This window comes from Flavimobilis soli, assembly GCF_002564025.1.
GTDB classification, from domain to species: Bacteria; Actinomycetota; Actinomycetes; order Actinomycetales; family Cellulomonadaceae; genus Flavimobilis; species Flavimobilis soli.
This window is the reverse complement of record NZ_PDJH01000001.1, coordinates 320,777-344,415: the sequence shown is the minus strand read 5'-3', so window position 1 is coordinate 344,415 and position 23,639 is coordinate 320,777. Positions and strand designations below refer to the sequence as shown.

20 protein-coding genes and 1 riboswitch are annotated in these 23,639 nt (G+C 72.9%); all 20 genes read left to right on the top strand.

The annotated features are described in order from the left end of the window. The 20 genes from carB (at window position 1) to ATL41_RS01495 (ending at window position 23,490) form a co-directional block, all read left to right on the top strand. Window positions 1–3,345 carry a carbamoyl-phosphate synthase large subunit gene (gene carB, locus ATL41_RS01590; RefSeq protein ID WP_098456902.1) on the top strand — a complete coding sequence of 1,115 codons (3,345 nt, stop codon included), beginning with the start codon at window positions 1–3 and terminating at the stop codon, window positions 3,343–3,345. Continuing rightward, window positions 3,342–4,217 carry an orotidine-5'-phosphate decarboxylase gene (pyrF, locus tag ATL41_RS01585; protein ID WP_281253848.1) on the top strand — a complete coding sequence of 292 codons (876 nt, stop codon included), beginning with the start codon at window positions 3,342–3,344 and terminating at the stop codon, window positions 4,215–4,217. Before carB ends, pyrF begins: the two co-directional genes overlap by 4 nt. Before the next feature lie 113 nt (window positions 4,218–4,330). Further along, window positions 4,331–4,642 carry an integration host factor, actinobacterial type gene (gene mihF, locus ATL41_RS01580; RefSeq protein ID WP_098456901.1) on the top strand — a complete coding sequence of 104 codons (312 nt, stop codon included), beginning with the start codon at window positions 4,331–4,333 and terminating at the stop codon, window positions 4,640–4,642. 10 nt (window positions 4,643–4,652) lie between these two features. Further along, window positions 4,653–5,246 (top strand): guanylate kinase, encoded by a 594-nt coding sequence (gene gmk, locus ATL41_RS01575; RefSeq protein WP_425432642.1) that lies wholly within the window; start codon window positions 4,653–4,655, stop codon window positions 5,244–5,246. A 119-nt stretch (window positions 5,247–5,365) separates the two neighbouring features. Then, a complete protein-coding gene (rpoZ, locus tag ATL41_RS01570) occupies window positions 5,366–5,638 on the top strand; it encodes a DNA-directed RNA polymerase subunit omega (RefSeq protein WP_098456900.1) in 273 nt (90 codons plus the stop codon). A 30-nt stretch (window positions 5,639–5,668) separates the two neighbouring features. Next, window positions 5,669–6,886 (top strand): bifunctional phosphopantothenoylcysteine decarboxylase/phosphopantothenate--cysteine ligase CoaBC, encoded by a 1,218-nt coding sequence (gene coaBC, locus ATL41_RS01565; RefSeq protein ID WP_098456899.1) that lies wholly within the window; start codon window positions 5,669–5,671, stop codon window positions 6,884–6,886. Window positions 6,887–6,941: 55 nt separating this feature from the next. Further along, window positions 6,942–8,141: a methionine adenosyltransferase gene (metK, locus tag ATL41_RS01560; RefSeq protein WP_098456898.1), complete on the top strand. Its 1,200-nt coding sequence runs from the start codon at window positions 6,942–6,944 to the stop codon at window positions 8,139–8,141. Between the two features lie 7 nt (window positions 8,142–8,148). Then, window positions 8,149–10,347, top strand: coding sequence for a primosomal protein N' (locus ATL41_RS01555; RefSeq protein WP_098456897.1), 2,199 nt, complete (start codon window positions 8,149–8,151; stop codon window positions 10,345–10,347). A gap of 93 nt (window positions 10,348–10,440) precedes the next feature. Further along, window positions 10,441–12,465, top strand: a complete 2,025-nt coding sequence (locus ATL41_RS01550) for an acyltransferase family protein (protein WP_143556549.1) — start codon at window positions 10,441–10,443, stop codon at window positions 12,463–12,465. A 476-nt stretch (window positions 12,466–12,941) separates the two neighbouring features. After that, window positions 12,942–14,711, top strand: coding sequence for a YhgE/Pip domain-containing protein (locus ATL41_RS01545; protein ID WP_169924477.1), 1,770 nt, complete (start codon window positions 12,942–12,944; stop codon window positions 14,709–14,711). 100 nt (window positions 14,712–14,811) lie between these two features. Next, window positions 14,812–15,744 carry a methionyl-tRNA formyltransferase gene (gene fmt, locus ATL41_RS01540; protein ID WP_098456894.1) on the top strand — a complete coding sequence of 311 codons (933 nt, stop codon included), beginning with the start codon at window positions 14,812–14,814 and terminating at the stop codon, window positions 15,742–15,744. Then, window positions 15,741–17,264: an RsmB/NOP family class I SAM-dependent RNA methyltransferase gene (locus tag ATL41_RS01535; RefSeq protein WP_098456893.1), complete on the top strand. Its 1,524-nt coding sequence runs from the start codon at window positions 15,741–15,743 to the stop codon at window positions 17,262–17,264. Before fmt ends, ATL41_RS01535 begins: the two co-directional genes overlap by 4 nt. Before the next feature lie 42 nt (window positions 17,265–17,306). Further along, window positions 17,307–17,969, top strand: coding sequence for a ribulose-phosphate 3-epimerase (gene rpe / locus ATL41_RS01530; RefSeq protein ID WP_098456892.1), 663 nt, complete (start codon window positions 17,307–17,309; stop codon window positions 17,967–17,969). A gap of 104 nt (window positions 17,970–18,073) precedes the next feature. After that, a riboswitch (FMN riboswitch) is annotated at window positions 18,074–18,216 on the top strand. An 87-nt stretch (window positions 18,217–18,303) separates the two neighbouring features. Then, entirely contained in the window at window positions 18,304–19,425 is a 1,122-nt protein-coding gene (ribD, locus tag ATL41_RS01525) for a bifunctional diaminohydroxyphosphoribosylaminopyrimidine deaminase/5-amino-6-(5-phosphoribosylamino)uracil reductase RibD (protein WP_098458858.1), read from the top strand. Next, window positions 19,425–20,024, top strand: coding sequence for a riboflavin synthase (locus ATL41_RS01520; RefSeq protein WP_098456891.1), 600 nt, complete (start codon window positions 19,425–19,427; stop codon window positions 20,022–20,024). Before ribD ends, ATL41_RS01520 begins: the two co-directional genes overlap by 1 nt. Beyond that, window positions 20,021–21,337, top strand: coding sequence for a 3,4-dihydroxy-2-butanone-4-phosphate synthase (gene ribB / locus ATL41_RS01515; protein WP_098456890.1), 1,317 nt, complete (start codon window positions 20,021–20,023; stop codon window positions 21,335–21,337). Before ATL41_RS01520 ends, ribB begins: the two co-directional genes overlap by 4 nt. After that, window positions 21,334–21,801, top strand: coding sequence for a 6,7-dimethyl-8-ribityllumazine synthase (ribH, locus tag ATL41_RS01510; protein ID WP_098456889.1), 468 nt, complete (start codon window positions 21,334–21,336; stop codon window positions 21,799–21,801). Before ribB ends, ribH begins: the two co-directional genes overlap by 4 nt. Before the next feature lie 55 nt (window positions 21,802–21,856). After that, window positions 21,857–22,120 (top strand): phosphoribosyl-ATP diphosphatase, encoded by a 264-nt coding sequence (locus tag ATL41_RS01505; RefSeq protein WP_098456888.1) that lies wholly within the window; start codon window positions 21,857–21,859, stop codon window positions 22,118–22,120. Between the two features lie 66 nt (window positions 22,121–22,186). Further along, window positions 22,187–23,032 carry an ATP phosphoribosyltransferase gene (gene hisG, locus ATL41_RS01500; protein WP_098456887.1) on the top strand — a complete coding sequence of 282 codons (846 nt, stop codon included), beginning with the start codon at window positions 22,187–22,189 and terminating at the stop codon, window positions 23,030–23,032. Between the two features lie 47 nt (window positions 23,033–23,079). Then, window positions 23,080–23,490 (top strand): PH domain-containing protein, encoded by a 411-nt coding sequence (locus tag ATL41_RS01495; RefSeq protein ID WP_098458857.1) that lies wholly within the window; start codon window positions 23,080–23,082, stop codon window positions 23,488–23,490. Window positions 23,491–23,639: the final 149 nt, after the last annotated feature.

The following is a 23,639-nucleotide window of genomic DNA, read 5'->3' as shown; positions in this document are numbered from 1 at the left end:
GTGCCTCGCAGAACCGACATCAACTCCGTCCTCGTCATCGGGTCGGGCCCCATCGTCATCGGCCAGGCGTGCGAGTTCGACTACTCGGGCACGCAGGCCTGCCGCGTGCTCAAGGAGGAGGGCCTGCGGGTCATCCTCGTGAACTCGAACCCGGCGACGATCATGACCGACCCCGAGTTCGCCGACGCGACGTACGTCGAGCCGATCACGACCGAGGTCCTCACGACGATCATCGCCAAGGAGCGCCCCGACGCGGTGCTCGCGACGCTCGGCGGCCAGACGGCGCTCAACGCCGCGATCGAGCTCGACAAGGCCGGCGTCCTCGAGCAGTACGGCGTCGAGCTCATCGGGGCCAACATCGCCGCGATCGAGAAGGGCGAGGACCGCCAGCAGTTCAAGGACGTCGTCGAGAAGTGCGGCGGCGAGAGCGCGCGCTCGGAGATCATCCACACGATCGACGAGGCGCTCGCCGCGGCCGAGACCCTCGGCTACCCGATGGTCGTCCGCCCCTCCTTCACGATGGGCGGCCTCGGCTCGGGCATCGCGTACGACGAGGCCGACCTGCGCCGCATCGTCGGCCAGGGCCTGCACTACTCGCCGACGACCGAGGTGCTCCTCGAGGAGTCCATCCTCGGCTGGAAGGAGTACGAGCTCGAGCTCATGCGCGACAAGGCAGACAACGTCGTCGTCATCTGCTCGATCGAGAACGTCGACCCGGTCGGCGTGCACACCGGTGACTCGATCACCGTCGCTCCCGCCCTGACCCTCACCGACCGCGAGTTCCAGAAGCTCCGCGACATCGGCATCGCGGTCATCCGCGAGGTCGGCGTCGACACGGGCGGCTGCAACATCCAGTACGCCGTCCACCCGGAGACGGGGCGCGTCGTCGTCATCGAGATGAACCCGCGCGTGTCGCGCTCCTCGGCCCTCGCGTCGAAGGCGACCGGCTTCCCGATCGCGAAGATCGCTGCGAAGCTCGCCGTCGGCTACACGCTCGACGAGATCACGAACGACATCACGGGCTCGACCCCCGCGTCGTTCGAGCCGACGCTCGACTACGTCGTCGTCAAGGTGCCCCGCTTCGCGTTCGAGAAGTTCCCGGCCGCCGACGACACCCTCACGACGACCATGAAGTCCGTCGGCGAGGCGATGGCCCTCGGCCGCAACTTCACCGAGGCGCTCGGCAAGGCGCTGCGCTCGATCGACAAGTCAGGCGCGGTCTTCCACTGGGACGGCGAGCCCGTCTCGGGCGCCGAGCTCGACGAGCTCCTCGAGACGATCAAGAGGCCCACCGAGAAGCGCCTCGTCCAGGTCCAGCAGGCGCTGCGCGCCGGCGCGACGATCGAGCAGGTCTTCGAGTCGACGAAGATCGACCCCTGGTACCTCGACCAGATCCAGCTCGTCAACGAGATCGCCGCCGAGGTCGCCGCGGCGCCCGCGCTCACGCAGGACGTGCTCGCGCGCGCCAAGCGCCACGGGCTGTCCGACCAGCAGGTCGCCAAGCTCCGGGGCATCGGGGGCGCGGCGGGGGAGGCGGTCGTCCGCGAGGTCCGGCGTGCGCTCGGCGTCCGGCCCGTCTTCAAGACGGTCGACACGTGTGCCGCAGAGTTCGCGGCGTCGACGCCGTACCACTACTCGTCGTACGACGTGGAGTCCGAGGTCGCCCCGCGCGAGCGCGAGGCGGTCATCATCCTCGGCTCCGGCCCGAACCGCATCGGCCAGGGCATCGAGTTCGACTACTCGTGCGTGCACGCGACCCTCGCACTCTCGGACCGCTACGAGACCGTCATGGTCAACTGCAACCCCGAGACCGTCTCGACGGACTACGACACGTCCGACCGCCTCTACTTCGAGCCCCTCACTTTCGAGGACGTCCTGGAGGTCTACGAGGCAGAGCTCGCCGCGGGCCCGGTCAAGGGCATCATCGTGCAGCTCGGCGGCCAGACGCCGCTGAGCCTCGCCCAGCGCCTGGCGGACGCCGGCCTGCCGATCCTCGGCACGTCGCCCGAGGCGATCGACGCCGCCGAGGACCGCTCGGTCTTCGGTCGTGTCCTCGAGGACGCCGGGCTGCCCGCGCCGGCGTTCGGCACGGCGACGAGCCTCGCCCAGGCCAAGGAGATCGCCGCGAGCATCGGCTACCCGGTCCTCGTGCGCCCGTCGTACGTCCTCGGCGGCCGCGGCATGGAGATCGTCTACTCCGACGAGCACCTCACCGGCTACGTCGAGCGGGCGCTCGGGGAGGCCGCCCTGGCTGGCGGCCGGCTTGCACCGATCCTCATCGACCGGTTCCTCGACGACGCGATGGAGATCGACGTCGACGCCCTCTACGACGGCACCGAGCTCTACCTCGGCGGCGTCATGGAGCACATCGAGGAGGCCGGCATACACTCGGGCGACTCCGCCTGCGTTCTGCCGCCCGTGTCGCTCAGCCAGTCCGAGCTCGACCGTATCCGCCGCTCGACCGAGGCGATCGCCAAGGGTGTCGGCGTGCGGGGACTGCTCAACGTCCAGTACGCGCTCGTCTCCGACGTCCTGTACGTCCTCGAGGCGAACCCGCGCGCGTCGCGCACCGTGCCCTTCGTCTCGAAGGCGACCGGCGTCTCGCTCGCGAAGGCGGCTGCCCGGCTCATGGTCGGCGAGTCGATCGCCGAGCTCCGCGCCGCTGGCGTGCTGCCCGCGGAGGGCGACGCCGCGGTGATCGACCTCGACCAGCCGATCGCGGTCAAGGAGGCGGTGCTCCCGTTCAAGCGGTTCCGCACCGCCGACGGCGCGGTCGTCGACACGGTGCTCGGTCCGGAGATGCGCTCCACGGGCGAGGTCATGGGTCTGTCGGCGCAGTTCCCGACGGCGTTCGCGAAGTCACAGTCGGCCGCGTTCGGCGGGCTCCCGACGTCGGGCACCGTCTTCGTCTCGGTCGCCGACCGCGACAAGCGCGACCTCGTGTTCCCGATCAAGCGTCTCGTCGAGTCGGGCTTCACGATCCTCGCGACCGCCGGCACCGCGGCGGTGCTGAGCCGCAACGGTGTCCCGTCCACGGTCGTGCGCAAGCACTCCGAGGGCACGGGGCCTGCAGGCGAGCCGACGATCGTCGAGCTCATCACGCGCGGCGAGGTCGACATGGTCGTCAACACCCCGTCGGGCCAGGGTGCCCGCGCCGACGGTTACGAGATCCGCGCCGCGACGACCGCCGCCGACAAGGCGATCGTCACGACCATCCAGCAGCTCTCTGCCGCGGTCCAGGCGATCGAGGCGGTCCTCGCCGGGCCGTTCGAGGTCCAGTCGCTCCAGGAGCACATGACGGCGCTCGCCGAGTCGAGCCTGCCCACCCCCGGGGCGATCGCGTGAGCGCCGCCCCTCTCGTGTCGTCGGACGCGCCCTTCGGGGCGCGTCTGGCGGCCGCCATGGACGACCACGGCCCGCTGTGCGTCGGCGTCGACCCGCACGTCAGCCTGCTGCAGCAGTGGGGCCTGCCCGACTCCCCGGACGGGCTGCGCGACTTCTCGCTGCGCGTGCTCGAGGCCGTCGCCGGTCACGCGGCCGCCCTCAAGCCGCAGGCGGCGTTCTTCGAGCGGCACGGGTCCCGCGGGCTCGCGGTCCTCGAAGAGCTCGTGGCGTCAGCCCGTGACGCAGGCATCCTCACGATCGTCGACGCGAAGCGTGGGGACATCGGCTCGACCATGGCGGCGTACGCCGACGCGTTCCTCCGTGACGGCTCGCCGCTCGCGGGAGACGCGCTCACGGTGTCGCCCTTCCTCGGGTTCGGCTCGCTCGCGCCCGCGCTCGACCTCGCGGCGAGCACCGGCCGAGGCCTGTTCGTCCTGTGCCTCACGTCGAACCCCGAGGGTGCGTCCGTGCAGCACGCGACGACGACCGACGGCACGACCGTCGCCGCCTCCGTCGCAGCAGCTGCAGCGCAGCGCAACGCGGGCGCGACGCCGCTCGGGTCTGTCGGCCTCGTCGTCGGCGCGACAGTGGGGGAGGCCGCTACCGCGACGGCGACGGACCTGGCCGCCGTCAACGGCCCGCTGCTCGCTCCCGGTGTCGGAGCGCAAGGTGCGGGTGCGGCCGAGCTGCGCCACGTCTTCGGTGACGCGCGCCGTGCCGTCCTCGCGTCGTCATCGCGTGGCGTGCTCGCCGCGGGCCCCGAGATCTTGGGCCTACGGGCCGCGGCGGTCGCCGCGTCCGCGCAGGCCAGGGACGCGCTCAGAGCGGGCTGATGAGCCGCCGCGCGGGTGGAGCCACCTTCCCGCGCGTTGCGGCATCCGCATACCGAAGTTAGGTTCGTCACAAGGTTGTGCAGGTCTTGCCCCAGTTCAGGAAGGTGATACCCATGGCGCTCCCACCGTTGACACCCGAGCAGCGTGCGGCCGCACTCGAGAAGGCCGCAGAGGCTCGCAAGGCGCGTGCCGAGATCAAGAACCGCCTGAAGTACTCTCAAGGCTCGCTCTCCTCCGTGATCGAGGCAGGGAAGACCGACGACGTGATCGGCAAGATGAAGGTCGTCGCCCTGCTCGAGTCGCTCCCGGGGGTGGGCAAGGTCAAGGCGCAGGCGATCATGACCGAGGTCGGGATCGCGCAGTCGCGCCGTATCCGCGGACTCGGACCCCACCAGGCCGAGGCGCTCATCGAGAGGTTCGGCTGACATTTCCACCGTGGACGCACAACTGCATGCAGCACCTGCCCGGCTCACCGTCCTCGCGGGCCCGACCGCAGTAGGGAAGGGCACCGTCTCCGCAGACCTGCGGGCGCGGTACCCCGAGGTGTGGCTCTCCGTCTCCGCGACGACGAGGGCCCCGCGCCCGGGCGAGATCGACGGCGTCCACTACCACTTCCTCACGACCGAGGAGTTTGACCGCCTCGACGCCGAGGGCGAGCTTCTCGAGTCCGCCGTCGTCCACGGCCGCAACCGCTACGGCACCCCGCGCGGTCCGGTCGAGGCTCGGCTCGCGGCAGGTGAGCCCGCCCTGCTCGAGATCGACCTGCAGGGCGCACGTCAGGTGCGCGAGACCATGCCCGACGCCCGCTTCGTGTTCCTCGCGCCCCCGAGCTGGGAAGAGCTCGAACGTCGTCTCGTCGGTCGCGGGACCGAGGGGCCTGAAGAGCGCGAGCGTCGCCTCGCGACCGCCCGCGTGGAGCTCGCTGCCGAGTCGGAGTTCGACCACGTCATCATCAACGACGACGTCCACCGTGCGACCGACGAGCTCGTCAGCGTGATCGGGCTCGAGCCGCGCCCGGTCGACGGCTAGGTGGCGCTCCACCGCTGACGGGCGGCCGCCTGATAGCATGATTTGCTGGTCGCACCTGCCCTGCCCGGCTCAGCCGGCGGTGGTCCGCGACAACCTCGGAACGAAGCTCGGAGATCATCTTGTCTGGAACCGTTGCCCAGCCCACGGGCATCACCGACCCGCCCATCGACAACCTGCTCGAGCGCGCGAACTCCAAGTACGCCCTCGTGGTGTACTCGGCCAAGCGGGCCCGCCAGATCAACGCCTACTACTCGCAGCTCTCCGAGGGCCTCCTCGAGTTCGTCGGTCCGCTCGTCGAGACCCGCAACCAGGAGAAGCCGCTCTCGATCGCGATGCGTGAGATCAACGCCGGTCTGCTGACCGTCCGCGACACCGAGGAGACCGAGGGCTGAGCCCTCGGTGACCTTGCCCGGCGAGCCCTCGTGAGGATCCTGCTCGGCGTCAGCGCGGGCATCGCCGCGTACAAGTCTGTCCTGCTGCTCCGCCTCCTGAAGGAGGCGGGACACAGCGTCCGCGTCCTGCCGACCGCGACGAGCCTCGAGTTCGTCGGGCGCGCGACGTGGGAGGCGCTCTCGGGCGAGCCCGTGACGGACCGCGTCTTCGAGGACGTGCCCGACGTCGCCCACGTGCGCATCGGCCAGGCCGCGGACCTCATGATCGTCGCCCCGGCGACGGCCGACGTCATGGCACGGGCAGCAGCCGGGCGCGCGGACGACCTCCTTACCGCGACCCTCCTGACGGTGCGGTGCCCGGTGCTCTTCGCCCCGGCGATGCACACCGAGATGTGGTTGCACCCCGCGACGCGGGCCAACGTGGCGACCCTGCGCGAGCGGGGCGTCACCGTCCTGGACCCGGCGGTCGGGCGCCTCACCGGTGCCGACTCGGGCCCCGGGCGGCTCCCCGAGCCCGAGGAGATCGCAGCCGCGGCACTCGGTCTCGTCGCCGCGCCGTCGGCGTCGGGCCCCCTCGACCTCGCCGGCCGCCGCGTCGTCATCAGCGCTGGCGGCACGCAGGAGCCCCTCGACCCGGTGCGCTTCCTCGGCAACCGCTCGAGCGGCCGCCAGGGCGTCGCGCTCGCCGAGGCCGCTCGCGACCGGGGTGCTGACGTGCACCTCGTCGCGGCCAACCTGCTCGTCCCTGCCCCCCACGGGGTCACCGTGACACCCGTGGGCAGCGCGCTCGAGCTGCGCGACGCCGTCCGCGCCGCCGCCGCGGAGGCCGACGTCGTGGTCATGGCGGCCGCGGTCGCCGACTTCCGCCCGCAGACGGTCCCCGACAGCAAGATCAAGAAGGTCGCCGGCTCACCCCCGCCCACGATCACCCTCGTCGAGAACCCGGACATCCTCGCAGAGCTCGCTCAGGACCGTCTCCGTGCGGACCAGGTGGTCGTCGGTTTCGCTGCCGAGACCGGGGATGCCGAGACCGGCGTGCTCGCGCTCGGGCAGGCCAAGGCGCGCCGCAAGGGCGCGGACCTGCTCGTCGTCAACGACGTGTCCGGGGGCAGGGCTTTCGGGGCGGCGGACAACACCGTGCACGTGCTCGACCGGAACGGCACCGTATGCGCGGAGGCGACGGGTACCAAGCGCGACGTCGCGGACGCGATCCTCGACGCCGTCGTGCCGCTGCTCGTCCACGGCTGACCTCTCATCGTGGACGCGTTCCGGCGTTGTCCGCCCCGGCGTCTACGCTGATCCCATGACCGATCAGCTACGCCTCTTCACCTCGGAGTCCGTCACCGAGGGACACCCGGACAAGGTCTGCGACCAGATCTCCGACTCCATCCTCGACGCGATCATCGAGCAGGACCCGCAGGCGCGGGTCGCCGTGGAGACGATGGTGACGACCGGGCTCGTGCACGTCGCGGGAGAGGTGTCGACCTCGGCCTACGTCGAGATCCCGCAGATCGTCCGCTCTGTCGTCAAGCACATCGGTTACACGTCGTCGTCGATCGGCTTCGACGGCGACTCGTGCGGCGTCTCGGTCTCGATCGGTCAGCAGTCCCCGGACATCGCGCAGGGCGTCGACAAGGCCCTCGAGATGCGCCTCGACGCGAGCGACCACGACCCGCTCGACCAGCAGGGCGCGGGCGACCAGGGCCTCATGTTCGGCTACGCGTGCTCCGACACCGCGCAGCTCATGCCGGTCCCGGTCTGGCTCGCGCACCGACTCTCCGAGCGCCTCGCCGAGGTGCGCCGTTCCGGTGAGATCCCGGGGCTGCGCCCCGACGGCAAGACGCAGGTCACGATCGGTTATGACGGCGACCGGGCCGTGCGCCTCGACACGGTCGTCCTCTCGACCCAGCACGCGCCGGAGGTCCGTCAGGACGAGCTCCGCGAGGCCGTCGACCTCCAGGTCGTCCGCCCCGTCCTCGAGGCCGCCGACCTCGACCTCGACGTCGCGCGGTACAACCTGCTCGTGAACCCGACCGGCATCTTCGAGATCGGGGGCCCGCAGGGGGACGCCGGCCTGACCGGACGCAAGATCATCGTCGACACGTACGGCGGTATGGCCCGCCACGGCGGCGGCGCGTTCTCGGGCAAGGACCCGTCGAAGGTCGACCGTTCGGCCGCCTACGCGACCCGCTGGGTCGCCAAGAACGTCGTCGCCGCGGGCCTCGCGACGCGCTGCGAGGTCCAGGTCGCGTACGCGATCGGGCGCGCCCACCCGGTCGGCGTCTACGTCGAGACGTTCGGCACCGAGACCGTGCCGCTCGACCGCCTGAGCCGTGCGATCCAGGAGGTCTTCGACCTGCGTCCCGGAGCGATCGTGCGCGACCTCGACCTGCTGCACCCCATCTACCGCAAGACCGCGGCCTACGGGCACTTCGGACGCGAGCTCCCCGAGTTCACCTGGGAGCGCACGGACCGCGTCGCGGACCTGCAGTCCGCCGTCTGAAGTCGCAGTGCCGACGGAGCGACCGAGCGCCGCTGAGGGCGAGGTCGGCGGCGCGGGGGAGCCCGAGCAGCTGACGCTCCCCGGGCTCGCGCCGCCCCGGAAGCGCGCCCGCAAGACAGGCGTGGGGGGCGACGCCCTGATCCCCGCGGAGAACCTCCCCGTCGCCCAGGTCGCAGTCGACGTCCCCGCGGCGCACCTGGACCGGACGTTCGACTACCTCGTCCCTGCCACGATGGATGCCGTCGCCCAGCCGGGCGTGCGGGTGAAGGTGCGCTTCGGCGCGCAGGATCTCGACGGCTTCGTCGTGAGCCGGAGCGACGCGAGCGGGCACGACGGGCGGCTGAGCCCGGTGCGGCGCGTCGTCTCCGCCGAGCGGGTCCTCGTCCCCGAGGTCCTTGCGCTGTGCCGCGCCGTCGCGAACCACTACGCCGGCTCGCTCGCGGACGTCCTGCGCCTCGCGGTGCCGCCGCGCCACGCGCGCACAGAGGCCGAGCCGCACGTTGCCGACGGCGTGCCGCTCCCTCCCGCACGATCGTCCGCCGACGCGAGCAGCCCGTGGGCGGCGTACGCCGGTGGTGAGGCGTTCCTCCGCCACCTCGCGCAAGGAGGGGCCCCGCGTGCCGTCTGGTCGGCGCTCCCGGGGCGCTGGACCGCTGACGGCGACGACCCGACGGTCGCGAGCGAGGGCTGGGAGGAGCTTCTCGTCGACGCGGTGCTCGTCGCACGACGAGCCGGACGCGGTGCTCTCGTCGTCCTGCCCGACAAGCGTGATGTCGACCGCCTGTCGCGAGCCCTCGATGCCGCGGGTCTCTGGCAGGACGCACCAGGGCACGCGCGGGGGCACTACGTGCGCCTGCTCGCCGACGTCGGCGCCGAGCAGCGCTACCGCTCGTTCCTCGCCCTCAGCCGCGGCGAGGTGTCGATCGCGATCGGCACGCGAGCCGCGGCTTTCGCGCCCGTGCCCGACCTCGGCCTCGCGGTCTGCTGGGACGACCTGGACCAGAGCCACGCCGAGGCTCGGGCCCCGTACCCGCACACGCGCGAGGTGCTCGCGCTGCGCAGCGAGCTCACGGGCTGCGCGCTCCTCGTCGGCTCGACGAGCCGCTCGGTCGAGGCGCAGGCGCTGCTCGCCTCCGGCTGGGCGCGCGAGATCGCCGCGCCGCGCGACGTCGTCCGGGCGCGCGCTCCGCGGGTCCGCGCGATGACGAGCGTCGAGCTGGCGTCCGAGGGACCGGGCGCAGCCGCCCGCATCCCGTCGGCAGCCTGGCGGTTCGTCCGGGACGGGCTGACTCGTGGCCCGGTCCTGGTCCAGGTGCCGCGGCGCGGCTACATCCCGGTCGTCGCCTGTCAGCGGTGCCGCGAGCCCGCGCGCTGCGCGGTGTGCCACGGCCCGTTGGGACTGCCCGCCGACGGCGGTGCGCCGCAGTGCACGTGGTGCGGGCGGCTCGCCGCGGCCTGGCGGTGCAGCGAGTGCGACGGGACCGCGCTGCGTTCGGTCCAGGTCGGGTCCGAACGAACCGCCGAGGAGCTCGGTCGCGCGTTTCCCGGCGTGACCGTCAAGGTCTCCGGGACGGGGACGGCGTCGGGCGTGCTCGACCTCGTCACCTCGAAGCCCGCGCTCGTCGTCTCGACGCCAGGGGCCGAACCGGTCGCCGCGGGCGGCTACGCAGCCTGCCTCCTGCTCGACGCCGCCGTCCTCACGTTCGGGACCGGCCTGCGCGTACGGCAGGACGCCCTGCACCGGTGGATCTCCGCCGCGAGCCTGACCCGGACCCCGAGTGACGGGGGACAGGTGATGGTGGTCGGCGACGGCGACCCGGTCGTCACCGGGGCGCTGGTCCGCTGGGACCCGGCTGGCCTCGCGGCGCGGGACCTCGACGAGCGCACCGAGCTCGGCCTGCCGCCCGCGCTGCGGGTCGGCGCGCTCACGGGTGCGCGACCCGCGGTCGAGGCGATGCTCGCCCGGCTTCGCCTGCCCGACGGCGGCGCGGTGCTCGGCCCGATCGCACTGCCCGGGCAGGACGGTACAGGCAGTCGGCAGGGCCTCCTGGGCGACGACGAGGAGCCCGTCCGGGCGATCGTCCGAGTGCCGCGTGGTCAAGGCAGGGCCCTGGCGCTCGCCCTCAAGGAGGCTGTCGCGGTCCGCGGCGCACGGCGCGAGCAAGGTCACGTCCACGTCCAGATGGACGTCGCCGAGCTCGTGTGACGGAACGCCGTGCGGCGCTCGGCCGGTCGGTGGCCGGACCGTGCGAGACTGGATGACGCAAGCAGGGGCAAGCTCGGAGGCACGACCAACGCTGTGACAGAACCACGCACCATGGAGCTCGAGGCGACCGCCGTCACGGAGGTCGCGGAGGCAGGCGACGCAAGGAGTCCTGAGCCCCACCGGCGCTGGATCCCGGGCCTGGACGGCCTGCGCGCGATCGCCATCCTGCTGGTCCTGGCGTTCCACCTGGCCCCGACCGCGATGCCGGGCGGCTTCGTCGGGGTCGACGTCTTCTTCGTGATCTCCGGCTTCCTCATCACGACCGGCATCGTGCGCGAGCACGCCAGCACGGGACGCCTCGCGCTCGGGACGTTCTGGGCGAAGCGTGCCCGTCGTCTGCTGCCGGCTCTCTCGCTCGTGCTCGCCGTCGGCGCCTCGGCCGCCCTCGTCGTCGGGGGTGACGTACGCGTCGACCTGGACCGGCAGGCGTTCGGCGCCATGACGTTCTCGAGCAACTGGGTGTCGATCGCGGGGGAGGACACGTACTTCGCCGCGCTCAGCCCGCAGCTGTTCGCCAACCTGTGGTCGCTCGCGGTCGAGGAGCAGTTCTACCTCCTCTGGCCCTTCGTGGCGCTCCTGGTCCTGCGGTTCCGCCGCAGCTGGCGTCCTGTCGGCGTGCTGCTCGGCCTCTCTGCTGCGGCTGCGTCCGCTGTCGCGATGAGCGTGGTCTGGTCACCCGACACCGACCCGACCCGCGTCTACTACGGCACGGACACCCACCTCTTCGGGCTCATGCTCGGCGTCGCCCTCGCGTTCTGGTTCGCGCGACCCGCGGCCGAGCGTCGCGGGTCACCCGTCCGGCTGCCCCGGCCGACGGTCATGGCGGCCGCGGGCTTGGCCGCGATCGCGGTCCTCGCCGCAGTGCTGCCGTGGGAGTCGGCGTGGACGTATCGTGGAGGCCTCCTCCTCGCCTCGCTCGGCTCCGCGGCGGTGATCGCCGCGCTGCTCCGCGGTGGCACGGTCCACCGTTGGCTCGAGAGCCCGGTGCTCGTGTGGGTCGGGCGACGCAGCTACGGCCTGTACCTGTGGCACTGGCCGGTCTTCGTGCTCCTGACGCAGATCTTCGCGAAGCAGTACGTCGAGGGGACGGGCGTCTACCTCGTGTGGGTGCTGACGATCATCGTGACGTTCGTCCTCGCCGGGCTGTCCTACCGCTGGGTCGAGGTGCCGGTGCAGAAGCTCGGGTTCGCCGGCGCGGCCCAGGCCCTCGGCGCCTGGGCGACGACGTCTGCCGGCGCGATCTCGCAGAGCGCGCCCGTCCCGCTCGCCGCTCCTCAGCGCCGCTTGCGCGCGCGTGGCGCCGCGTTAGCCGCGCTCACGAGCCTCGCCGTCGTCGGCGCGGGCGTCGCTATCGCGACGGCCCCGTCCGTCTCGGCGATCGAGGAGCAGATCGAGAAGGGGATCGGGGTCGCGTTCGAGTCGGCGCCGACGACCCTTCCGCCCGCGCTGACCGAGACTCCCGGAGCGCCCGCGTCGACCGAGCCGGGCAAGGCCGCGGACCCGAAGGTGTCGGCCACCCCGAGCGCAAGTCCGGGCGCTTCGGCCGAGCCTTCCCCGGAGCGGACCGAGCCTGCGCCGTTGACCGGCGCGGACGTGACGATCATCGGGGACTCGGTGACCCTCGCGAGCGCCGAGGAGCTCGCGAAGGTCCTCCCCGACGCGGCGATCGACGCCGAGGTGTCCCGTTCGATGCTCGCGGCGCCGGGCATCATGGCCAACCTCGAGAAGAAGGGACGGCTGCGTGACGTCGTCGTCCTGTCGCTCGCGACGAACACGACCCTGCGGCGCGACCAGGTCGCCGACGTGATGGAGGCTGTGGGCCCCGAGCGTCGGGTGATCTTCGTCAACGCCTACGGGGCGCGGTCGTGGATCAAGGGGACGAACAAGGAGCTGGCGCGCGCCGCGAAGGACTACCCGAACGTCGTCGTCGCGGACTGGAGCGGCGCGATCTCTAAGAAGGGCGAGGGGCTGGCCGCGGACGGTGTGCACCCGAACCCCTCGGGAGCAAAGGTCTACGCGCGCGTCGTGCTGGACGCGTACACCGATCTTCCGCGCTGAGGCCCGGACCAAGGTCCCACCGGCCTCGACGGGTAGGTCGCGGCCGTCGACGAGGGCTGCTTCGCGGAGCGTCTCGCCGCAGGTCAACGCTCGGAATGCCCCAGAACGGGGTGATCTCGCCACGCCGAGCGTGTGATTCAGTTCACAGACGCGACGGTTCTTGGTAGGCTCTTTGCAGAGTTACCTAGTACTTCAAGTATCACTTATCCTCCAGCACGGCCCGCCGGGCGGGGAGGAGAGACCCCTGCCGGCCTGCGGCGACCGCCGCCCGACCCGGACGCTCAACGACGAGCGTCTCGCCCTGACCCACCAGCGCATCGCGACCTCGCCACCGCGTGGCGCGAGCGTGCCCGAAACAGACCGACGACAGCCTCCGGCTGCTGAGAAACGCGCGCCAACGACGGCCGCGGACAGGAACGCCCATGACTTCGCCCCGCTCAGCCGCACCCAGATCCTCACTGGCCACCACGATGCACGTGATCGGCCACGTCCTCCTCGCCCTCACCGCGATCGCCCTGATCACGTTCCTGCTCGTCTTCCACGGGAAGGTGCGAGACGGGTCGATCAAGCTGTCCGACGGCTCCGGCCGGGTCGACGAAGGTGCGGCCACGCTCGCGGAAGGCGCCAGCACGGCAGCCGAGGGAGCCACGACGCTGGCGACCGGCGCAGCCGACCTCAAGACGGGCGCCGGCACGCTCAACGAGGGCGCTAACCGCCTCGCGGAGGGCGCCGGCTCGCTCGCGGATGGCACCGGCAAGCTCGTCGACGGCTCGACGACGCTCGCCGACGGGCTCCAGTCTGCGGACGCGGGCGCAGCACGACTCGCGCAGGGGGCCGCCCAGGCCTCGTCGGGCGCGTCACGCCTCGCTGAGGGCGCCGGCTCGCTCGACGCTGGCGCCTCGAAGCTCCACGCCGGGACGGGCACCCTCACCAAGGGCACCAAGTCGCTCTCGACCGGCGCCGCCGCGGCCGCCGACGGCGCGGTCGCCGTGAAGAACGGTGCGAAGAGCCTCAAGGCAGGCGCCGACAAGCTCGCCGACGGCAGCACGAGGCTCAACTCCTCCGCCGGGACCCTTGCCGCGGGCATCAAGTCCGCGGACGCTGGTGCCGGCAAGGTCTCCGACGGCGCGATCGCGCTGCGCGACGGTGCGCAGGGCGCGCTCGCCGCGTTCGCGGGTGACGAGGGCATCGTCGCCGGTGCCGACCAGCTCGCTGGCGGCCTCGCGGCTGCGCCCGCAGGAGCGCGCGGGCTCGCCGCTGGCGCCGACCTGCTCGACAGCGGCCTCGACACGGCGATCCCCACGCTCGAGCAGATCGAGGCGATGCTCGCCGACAACGAGCTCACCGGAGCCGAGATCCCGAGGTTCGCCGAGATGATCAGCGGCCTCAAGGACGGCGTGGGCGACGCGAAGGCCGGGGCGCAGGAGATCAGCCGCCAGGCCAACGGCTTCGCGACGAAGCTCGACGGTGCCCTCGCGGGTGCCAAGCGTCTCCAGGGCGGCAGCGTGAAGTTCCGCGACGAGGCGCTCAAGCCGCTCGTCGGTGGCAGCAAGGATCTCGCCGCCGGTGCCGCGGACCTCAAGGCCGGCACCGGGAAGCTTGCTGCGGCGACCGGTCCGCTCACGACCGGTACTGGTGCGATCGCCGACGGCAGCACGGCTCTCGCCAAGGGCGCCAAGGATCTGGTCAAGGGCACCGACGCTCTCGCAGCGGGCGCGGGCAAGCTGAAGAACGGCGCGTCGAGCCTGTACGCCGGAGCGCGTGACCTCCGCAGCGGCGCGGGCACGCTGGCTGCTGGCACAGGCACGCTGCGCGAGGGCGCGGTGTCCCTCGCCCAGGGCAACGGTGCGCTCGCATCCGGGGCCACGGAGCTGCAGTCGGGCACGTCGCGTCTCGCGACCGGTGCGATCACGCTGCGCGACGGCCTCAGCGAGGCAGACGCCGGCGCCGGCCAGCTCGCCGAGGGCAGCAGCGAGCTGGCCGATGGCGCTGGTCGTCTCGCCGAGGGCAGCACGTCCCTCGCTGACGGCGCAGAGCAGCTGTCCGCGGGCAGCGCGACGCTGTCCGCGGGTGCCGCCGAGCTGAGCTCGGGCACGACGCAGGTCGCCGACGGCAACGCCAAGCTGCGTGCTGACGTCGAGGAGAGCCCGACGACGTCGCTCGCCCTCGGTGGTGGCGTCCTGACGGCTCTCGCGATCGGTGCGGCGGCGACGGGCCTCGCCCGCCGCAACCGCCTGGAGGCCTGACCTCGACGACGAGCGTGGGGTGGGACGGTGACCGCCGTCCCACCCCACGCGTGCGTCCGGGCCCGGGCGGGCGGGCGTCCGACGCCTAGGATGGGTGACCATGCGCCTCCTGTTTGCCGGCACGCCTGACGTCGCCGTCCCCACGCTCGACGCCCTCGTGGCCTCGCCGCACGACGTCGTCGCGGTCCTCACCCGGGCGGACGCCCCGGCGGGCCGTGGGCGCAGGCTCGTGCCGAGCCCCGTGCGCGTGCGCGCCGAAGAGCTCGGCATCGAGGTCATCACCGGACGGCCTCGCGACCCCGAGGTGCTCGAGCGCCTGCGCGAGCTCGATCTCGACTGCGCGGCGGTGGTCGCGTACGGCGAGCTGCTGCGACCCGAGGCGCTCGCGATCCCGCGCATCGGCTGGGTGAACCTGCACTTCTCGATCCTTCCCGCCTGGCGCGGGGCCGCCCCGGTGCAGCGCGCGCTCATGGCGGGTGACGAGGTGACGGGCGCGACGACGTTCCTCATCGACGAGGGCCTCGACACCGGCCCCGTGCTCGGCACGCTGACCGAGACCATCCGCCCGCGCGACACGTCGGGCGAGCTGCTCGAGCGTCTCGCGACCGCGGGCGCGCCGCTCATGGTCGCGACGATGGACGGTCTCGCCGGCAACCAGCTCGGCCCGGTCGCCCAGCCCGCTGACGGCGTCTCGCACGCCGCGAAGCTCACGCCCGCCGACGCCCAGGTCGACTGGGGCGTCCCCGCGCTCGCCGTCGACAGGCGCGTCCGCGCGTGCACGCCCGCACCGGGCGCGTGGACGACGCTCCCGAGCGGCGAGCGCCTCGGCCTCGGGCCGGTACAGCCCGTCGCAGACACGACCGGCCTCGCCCCGGGCGAGGTCCAGGTCTCCAAGCGCGAGGTGCTCGTCGGGACAGCGACGTCGGCCGTGCGGCTCGGTGACGTCGTGCCGGTCGGCAAGAAGAAGATGGCCGCTGCGGACTGGGCGCGCGGTGCGCGCCTCGAGCCCGGCACCGTGCTGGGGGCGCTGTGAGCACCGCGGGGCCTCCGGACGACGGCGGTCGGCGGCGCAACGCGCGCGGCCACGAGCGTGGTGCGGTCCGTCGACCCGAGCAGCGGGGCGCCCTCGCGCCGTCTCAGCGTCGTCGCGGTTCCGACCCGGCTCGCGAGGTCGCGTACGAGGTGCTCCGCGAGGTGGCCGAGGCGGACGCGTACGCGAACCTCGTCCTGCCGCCCGCGCTGCGCCGCGCGCGGCTCAAGGGGCGCGACGCTGCGTTCGCGACCGAGCTGACCTACGGCACCCTGCGCCTGCGCGGGCGCTACGACGCCGTGCTCGCGAAGTGCCTCACCAGGCCGCTCGACCAGGTCGACCCTCCCGTGCTCGACGTGCTGCGCCTCGGCGTCCACCAGGTCCTCGGGATGCGCGTGCCGGCGCACGCGGCCGTGTCGGAGACCGTCGGACTTGCTCGCGCGCACGTAGGTACGGGCAGCGCCCAGCTCGTCAACGCGGTCCTGCGCAAGGTCGCGGCGACCCCCGCCGAGGAGTGGTGGCAGCGGCTCGCTGCTGAGGAGAGCGACGACGTCGCACGCGCCGCGCTGCTCGGGTCGCACCCCGTCTGGGTCGCTCGTGCTCTGCGCGACTCGCTCGCGGGCAACGGTCGCGAGGCGAGCGAGCTCGAGGCGCTGCTCGAGGCAGACAACGACTCGCCTCGCGTGACGCTCGTCGCCCGCCCCGGCCTGCTCGACGTCGCGCAGCTGCGCGAGGAAGCGCTCGAGGCGCTCGGCGGGGACGACGGCGCACTGGTCGCCGGCCGGTTCGCGTCGACGGCGGCTGTGCTGCCCGGGTCCGACCCGTCGAGCATCCCGGCGGTCCGCGCAGGCGCTGCGGGCGTGCAGGACGAGGGGTCACAGCTCGTGACGCTCGCGTTCGCCTCCGTGCCGGTCGAGGGCCCGGACGAGCGTTGGCTCGACATGTGCGCCGGGCCGGGCGGCAAGGCGGCGCTGCTCGCGGCGCTCGCGGGGGAGCAGGGTGCGCGGCTCGTCGCGAACGAGGTGGCTCCGCACCGTGCACGGCTCGTCGAGGGCGCGCTCGCCGCGGTCCCTGCGGATGCGGTCGAGGACGTCGTCGTGGGCGACGGCCGCCGGTTCGGTGAGGAGCAGCCCGGGGCGTTCGACCGCGTGCTGCTCGACGCGCCGTGCACGGGCCTCGGCGCGCTGCGCCGCCGCCCCGAGTCGCGGTGGCGCCGCGAGCCGTCGGACGTTCCTGCGCTCGCCGCGCTGCAGCGCGAGCTGTTGCGGTCGGCGCTCGGCACGGTCCGCGTCGGGGGCGTCGTCGGCTACGTGACGTGCTCGCCGCACCTCGCAGAGACGCGCGTCGTCGTCGACGACGTCCTGCGGGAGCGCGACGACGTCGAGCGCGTCGACGCGGCGGCGGCCGTGCGCGAGGTGAGCGTCTCGCCGATCGACGTCGGCGACCGGAGCGACGTGCAGCTGTGGCCGCACGTGCACGGGACCGACGCGATGCACCTGACTCTCCTGCGGCGTACACGCTGACCAGGGCGGCCGCGCCCGGGCGGTCGCCGCTAGGCTGACCGCATGGGCATCGCGATCAACCCGAGCATCCTCTCCGCCGACTTCACGAACCTCGAGCGTGACCTCCAGGCGATCGCGACGGCCGACGCCGCGCACGTCGACGTCATGGACAACCACTTCGTGCCGAACCTGACGATCGGCCTGCCCGTCGTCGAGCGCATCGTGCAGGTCAGCCCCGTGCCGGTCGACGTGCACCTCATGATCGAGGACCCCGACCGCTGGGCCCCCGGCTTCGCGGAGGCTGGCGCCGCGTCGGTCACGTTCCACGCGGAGGCCGCCACCGCGCCCGTCCGGCTCGCGCGCGAGCTGCGACGGCTCGGTGCGCGCGCGGCTCTCGCGCTGCGGCCCGCCACGCCCGTCGAGCCGTACCTCGACCTCCTCCCGGAGTTCGACATGGTGCTCGTCATGACGGTCGAGCCCGGTTTCGGCGGCCAGTCGTTCATCGAGGGCACGCTCCCGAAGATCCGCCGTGTGCGCGAGGCGATCCGTTCGTCCGAGCTGTCGCTGCAGCTCCAGATCGACGGCGGCGTGTCCCGGAGCACGATCGAGCGGGCCGCCGAGGCGGGCGCGGACGTGTTCGTCGCCGGTTCCGCGGTGTACGGCGCCGACGACATCCCCGGCGAGATCGAGACCCTCCGGCGCATGGCGTCGGCGCACCAGCACTGACCCGTCCTGCACGTGCGGGCGTGCGGGAACGGACGGTCCGCACACCGAGACGTGCGACACGATGCTGCTCGCACGCCGTCGGATGTGGGATGGTTGAGGTCGAGCACGTGCTCCGGGGTCGGTGAAATTCCGAGCCGGCGGTGATAGTCCGCGAACCTGATCGTCCGTTCCACCCGGAGCGGAGGTGATGGCCGACCTGGTGGAACTCCAGGACCGACGGTCAAAGTCCGGATGAGAGGCGTACGTGTCGCAGCGGCAGCGACCCTCCTCGTCGCGCGCCCCTGCGCGGATCGTGCTGCCGATCCTCACCCCGGAGCTGACCTTCGGGAGCAGCATGAGCACCCTGGACACCGACGCGGGCACAGCGCCGTCTGCCGTGACGCTCGTCGACGCCGCGAACGTCGCCCTGCGCCTCGCCGCGCTCGGACCAGCGCACGGGCCCAACCCTCGCGTCGGTTGCGTCCTGCTCGCGCCGCGCGTGGACGGAGCACCGTCAGACGCCCCCCGCGCGGTCCTCGGGACGGGATACCACCGCGGCTCCGGCACGGCCCACGCCGAGGTCGACGCGATCGCCGCCGCCCGCCGCCGCGGCCACGACACCCGGGGTGCCACCGCGGTCGTCACCCTCGAGCCGTGCAACCACACGGGCCGGACCGGCCCGTGCGCCGAGGCCCTGATCGCCGCGGGCGTCGCCGAGGTCGTCCACCTCGTCCCGGACCCGAACCCGGCCGCCGCCGGGGGAGCAGAGCGCCTGCGTGCCGCTGGCGTCCAGGTCCCCGGGCCGCTCGAGGACGGCGCAGGCCCGGGGCACGACCTGCTGCGGGTCTGGCTGCACGCGGTCACGACCGGGCGCCCCTTCGTGACGCTCAAGACCGCGACGAGCCTCGACGGTCGCGTCGCCGCGATCGACGGCACGAGCCGCTGGATCACCTCGGCGCAGAGCCGCGCGCACGCGCACAGGGTGCGCCGCACCGTCGACGCGATCGCCGTCGGCACGGCGACCGTCCTCGCGGACGACCCGACGCTCACCGCGCGCACGCCCGGCGACGCGGACCCGGACGGGCATCAGCCGGTCAGGGTCGTCGTCGGTCACCGGGACGTGCCGTCGCGTGCCCGGCTGCGCACCGCACCCGGCGGCCCGCTCGTGCACGTGCGGACCCACGACGTGCGCGTCGTACTCGCTGAGCTCGCCGCGCGCGAGGTCCGGCACCTGCTCGTCGAGGGTGGGCCCACGCTCGCGGCCGCGTTCCTGCGCGCTGGCCTCGTCGACGAGGTGCACGCCTACGTCGCTCCCGTCCTGCTCGGCGCAGGTCCGTCCGCTCTCGCCGACCTCGGTGTCACGACGATTGACGCGGCCCTGCGCCTCGAGACGCTCAGCACACAGCCCCTCGGGCCCGACGTCCTCGTCGTCGCCCGCCCCCAGCCCGTCCGCTCCACGCACCCCCAGGAGGCCTGATGTTCACCGGAATCGTCGAGGAGGTCGGCGAGGTCGTCGCCGTCGAGGACCTCGGCACGGACTCGCGGCTCGTCCTGCGCGGCCCCGTCGTCGTCCCCGGCACCGTGCACGGCGCGTCGATCGCGGTCGACGGCGTCTGCCTCACCGTCACGACGACCGACGAGCCCGCCGGGACGTTCGCGGCCGACGTCATGCCCGAGACGCTGCGACTGACGACGCTCGGCGACCTGCGGCCCGGTTCCCGGGTGAACCTGGAGCGCGCCGCCCGCGCCGGCGGGCGCCTCGACGGGCACATCGTCCAGGGTCACGTCGACGGAGTCGGCCACCTCGTCTCCCGCACGCCCGGACCGCGCTGGGACGACCTCGTCCTCGCCGCACCTGCCGACCTCCTGCGGTACGTGGCGACGAAGGGCTCGGTCGCCGTCAACGGCACGTCGCTCACGGTCACGCACGTGTCCGACGAGAGCTTCGGCGTCTCGCTCATCCCCACGACGCTCGAGGCGACCAACCTCGGCGCACTGGAACCCGGGGACCGCGTGAACCTCGAGGTCGACGTGATCGCCAAGTACGTCGAACGACTGCTGGAGGCCCGCTCATGAGGCTCGCTACCGTCGAGGAGGCCCTCCCAGAGCTCGCCGCGGGGCGTCCTGTCCTCGTCGCCGACTCACCGGAACGGGAGAACGAGGCGGACGTCGTCCTCGCGGCGTCGACCGCGACGGCGGAGTGGGTCGCGTGGACGATCCGGCACTCGTCGGGCTACCTCTGCGCACCCATGCCTGCGGCGCGGGCCGACGCGCTCGACCTGCCGCTCATGGTGCCGCACAGCCAGGACCCCAGGCGCACGGCGTACACGGTCACGGTCGACGCTGCGACGGGCGTGACGACCGGGATCTCTGCTGCCGACCGGACCCGGACGCTGCGCGTCCTCGCGGCGCCCGGCTCAGGCGCCGAGGACCTCATCCGCCCGGGCCACGTGCTCCCGCTGCGCGCCGTGCCCGGCGGTGTCCTGCACCGCGCCGGGCACACCGAGGCGGCGGTCGACCTCGTGCGCCTCGCCGGCCTCGGCGAGGTGGGCGCGATCGCGGAGCTCGTGAACGACGACGGCACGATGATGCGCCTGCCCGACGCCGCAGCCCTCGCCGAGAAGGAAGGCCTCGTGCTGCTCACGATCGCCGACCTGATCGCGTGGCGGGCGGCGAACGACCCCGTCCGCGAGGCGCCGGCGCCCGACGGCGATGCCAGCACGCGCGTCGCGCGCACGGCAGAGGCGTCCCTGCCGACGGCGCACGGAGACTTCCGGGTGCTCGGGTTCCGTGACCTGCGCACCGGCGCGGAGCACGTCGCCCTCGTCCCCGCCGCGGCGCCGTCCGCTCCCGCGAGGCGTCCCGTCGTCCGCGTGCACTCCGAGTGCCTCACCGGTGACGCGTTCGGCTCGCTGCGCTGCGACTGCGGCCCGCAGCTCCACGCAGCGATGCGCACCGTCGCCGAGCGCGGGGGCGCCGTCGTCTACCTTCGCGGGCACGAGGGCCGGGGTATCGGACTGCTCGCCAAGATCGGTGCGTACGAGCTGCAGGACGCCGGTCTCGACACCGTCCAGGCGAACCTCGAGCTCGGCTGGCCCGCGGACCGCCGCGAGTACGGAGCCGCCGCCGCGGTCCTCGCCGAGCTCGGCCTCACGGAGATCGACCTGCTGACGAACAACCCGGCGAAGGTCGTCGGCCTGCGCGCCGCCGGCATCACCGTGTCCAGCACGATCCGGCTCGAGGTGGGCCACGGCCCGCACAACCACGACTACCTGGTGACCAAGAAGGTCCACATGGGCCACGTGCTCGACACCATCGAGGTGCCGACCACGATCACGACCACGAACGCGGCGCAGACCGCCGCCGACCATGAGGAGGACGCTCGATGAGCGGAGCAGGAGCACCGACCATCCGGACCGACGGCACGGGCCTGCGCGCGGCGCTGGTCGCGGCGAGCTGGCACACCCAGGTCATGGACGGCCTGATCGCGGGCGCGCGCCGAGCGTTCGCGGAGTGCAACGTCACCGACGTCGTCGAGGTTCGCGTCCCCGGCTCGATGGAGCTCCCGGTGGCCGCCGCGACCGCTGCCTACCAGGGCTACGACGTGATCGTCGCCCTCGGCGTCGTCATCCGCGGCGGGACGCCGCACTTCGACTACGTGTGCCAGGGCGTCACCCAGGGCCTCACCGACGTCTCCGTGCGCAGCCGCGTGCCCGTCGGCTTCGGCGTGCTGACGACCGACGACGAGGCGCAGGCTCTCGACCGCGCCGGACTGCCCGGTTCGAGCGAGGACAAGGGCGCCGAGGCCGTCGAGGCAGCCGTCGCGACCGCCGTCGCGCTGCGCGCGCTGTGACCGGCTGGCGGGACGCGCCACGAGGCGCGTCCCGCCTTCGATAGGCTTGACCCTCGTGAAGACCTTTGAGGACCTGTACGCAGAGCTGACCCGCAAGGCGATCGAGCGACCCGAGGGCTCGGGCACGGTCGCAGAGCTGGACGCCGGGGTCCATGCGATCGGCAAGAAGATCGTCGAGGAGGCCGCAGAGGTCTGGATGGCGGCCGAGCACCAGAGCAAGGCCGAGCTCGCCGAGGAGATCTCGCAGCTCATGTACCACGCGCAGGTGCTCATGATCGCCAGGGGGCTCACGCTCGAGGACGTCTACTCCTACCTCTAGGCGGCCCCGCGTCCCCGCCGCCACCAGCGCCCGCCCCGCGGGCTCCCATCCGAAGGAACTGCCCTCGTGCTCCGTATCGCCGTCCCCAACAAGGGATCCCTGTCCGAGCCCGCCACCGACATGCTCCGCGAGGCTGGCTACCGTCAGCGCCGCGACTCCCGCGAGCTCGTGCTCGCCGACCCCGAGAACGACGTCGAGTTCTTCTTCCTGCGCCCGCGCGACGTCGCGGTCTACGTGGGTTCCGGGACCGTCGACGTCGGCATCACGGGCCGTGACCTCCTGCTCGACTCCGGCGCTCAGGCCGACGAGCACCTCGCTCTCGGTTTCGCCGGCTCGACGTTCCGCTTCGCCGCGCCCGCGGGCACCGCGTCCTCCCTGGAGGACATCGCGGGCAAGCGCATCGCGACGTCGTACAACGTCCTCGTCGCGAGCTACCTCGCGGAGAAGGGCGTCGAGCCTGCCGGCATCGTGCACCTCGACGGCGCGGTCGAGAGCTCGGTCAAGCTCGGCGTCGCCGACCTGATCGCCGATGTCGTCGAGACGGGCACGACGTTGCGCGCGGCCGGCCTCGAGGTCTTCGGAGAGCCGATCCTGCGCTCCGAGGCGGTGCTCATCAAGCGCCACGGGGTCGACGCCGCGGGCGTCGACACGTTGACCCGTCGCCTCCAGGGTGTCCTGACGGCCCGCGAGTACGTCCTCATGGACTACGACATCCCGCTCGCGCTCGTCGACGCCGCGGTGGCGATCACGCCGGGCCTCGAGTCGCCGACGGTCTCGCCGCTGCACGACCGCGAGTGGGCCGCCGTCCGCGCGATGGTCCCGCGCAAGCACACCAACCGCGTCATGGACGACCTGTACGACACGGGCGCCCGCGCGATCATCGTCACGTCGATCCACGCGTCGCGCCTGTGACGAACGAGCCCGCGGCGACGTCGCCCTACGCCCCCTTCCGCCCGCGCATGACGCGAATCGTCGGGAGGGCGATCGCCGCGGTGCTCGTGCTCGGGGGCATCGCGCTGCTGTACGCATCGCCAGGCGCCCAGGGGCCCTGGTACGACCCGCTGAACACGGCTGCCATGGTCGCGCTCGTCGCGCTGTCCGTCCTCCTCGTGCTGCGGCACGCGACGGTGTTCGCGCTCGTCGACCCGCAGGGGATCCGGGTCCGGAACCTCGTGCGTACCACGACGCTCAGCTGGGACCGGATCGAGGGCGTGCGTTTCGGGGCGGGGGAGCCGTGGGTCACGCTCGACCTCGTGGACGGCCGCACCCTCGCCGTGATGGCGATCCAGTCGGCTGACGGCGCATACGCCCACCGCGAGTCTCAGCGTCTTGCCGCGCTCGTGATCGCGGGAGGCGGGGGAGTCCGCTGACACGGCACTCCTGAGCGGGCCCGACCGGGCGGTCGCAGCAACGGGGTGCAGGCCGCGACAGCGACGGGGCGCACCGCGACAGCGACCGGGCGCACAGAGAGCACGAGGGCGGGGGCCAGGCACATCGTGCCCGGCCCCCGCCCTCGTGC

What these genes read in the sequence shown, in the direction of transcription:
- metK (WP_098456898.1), top strand. Translation starts at nt 6,942, where the DNA reads ATGACCGATCAGCTACGCCTCTTCACCTCGGAGTCCGTCACCGAGGGA.
- ATL41_RS01495 (WP_098458857.1), top strand. Translation starts at nt 23,080, where the DNA reads ATGACGCGAATCGTCGGGAGGGCGATCGCCGCGGTGCTCGTGCTCGGG.
- ribD (WP_098458858.1), top strand. Translation starts at nt 18,304, where the DNA reads ATGAGCACCCTGGACACCGACGCGGGCACAGCGCCGTCTGCCGTGACG.
- ribB (WP_098456890.1), top strand. Translation starts at nt 20,021, where the DNA reads ATGAGGCTCGCTACCGTCGAGGAGGCCCTCCCAGAGCTCGCCGCGGGG.
- fmt (WP_098456894.1), top strand. Translation starts at nt 14,812, where the DNA reads ATGCGCCTCCTGTTTGCCGGCACGCCTGACGTCGCCGTCCCCACGCTC.
- rpe (WP_098456892.1), top strand. Translation starts at nt 17,307, where the DNA reads ATGGGCATCGCGATCAACCCGAGCATCCTCTCCGCCGACTTCACGAAC.
- ribH (WP_098456889.1), top strand. Translation starts at nt 21,334, where the DNA reads ATGAGCGGAGCAGGAGCACCGACCATCCGGACCGACGGCACGGGCCTG.
- mihF (WP_098456901.1), top strand. Translation starts at nt 4,331, where the DNA reads ATGGCGCTCCCACCGTTGACACCCGAGCAGCGTGCGGCCGCACTCGAG.
- ATL41_RS01520 (WP_098456891.1), top strand. Translation starts at nt 19,425, where the DNA reads ATGTTCACCGGAATCGTCGAGGAGGTCGGCGAGGTCGTCGCCGTCGAG.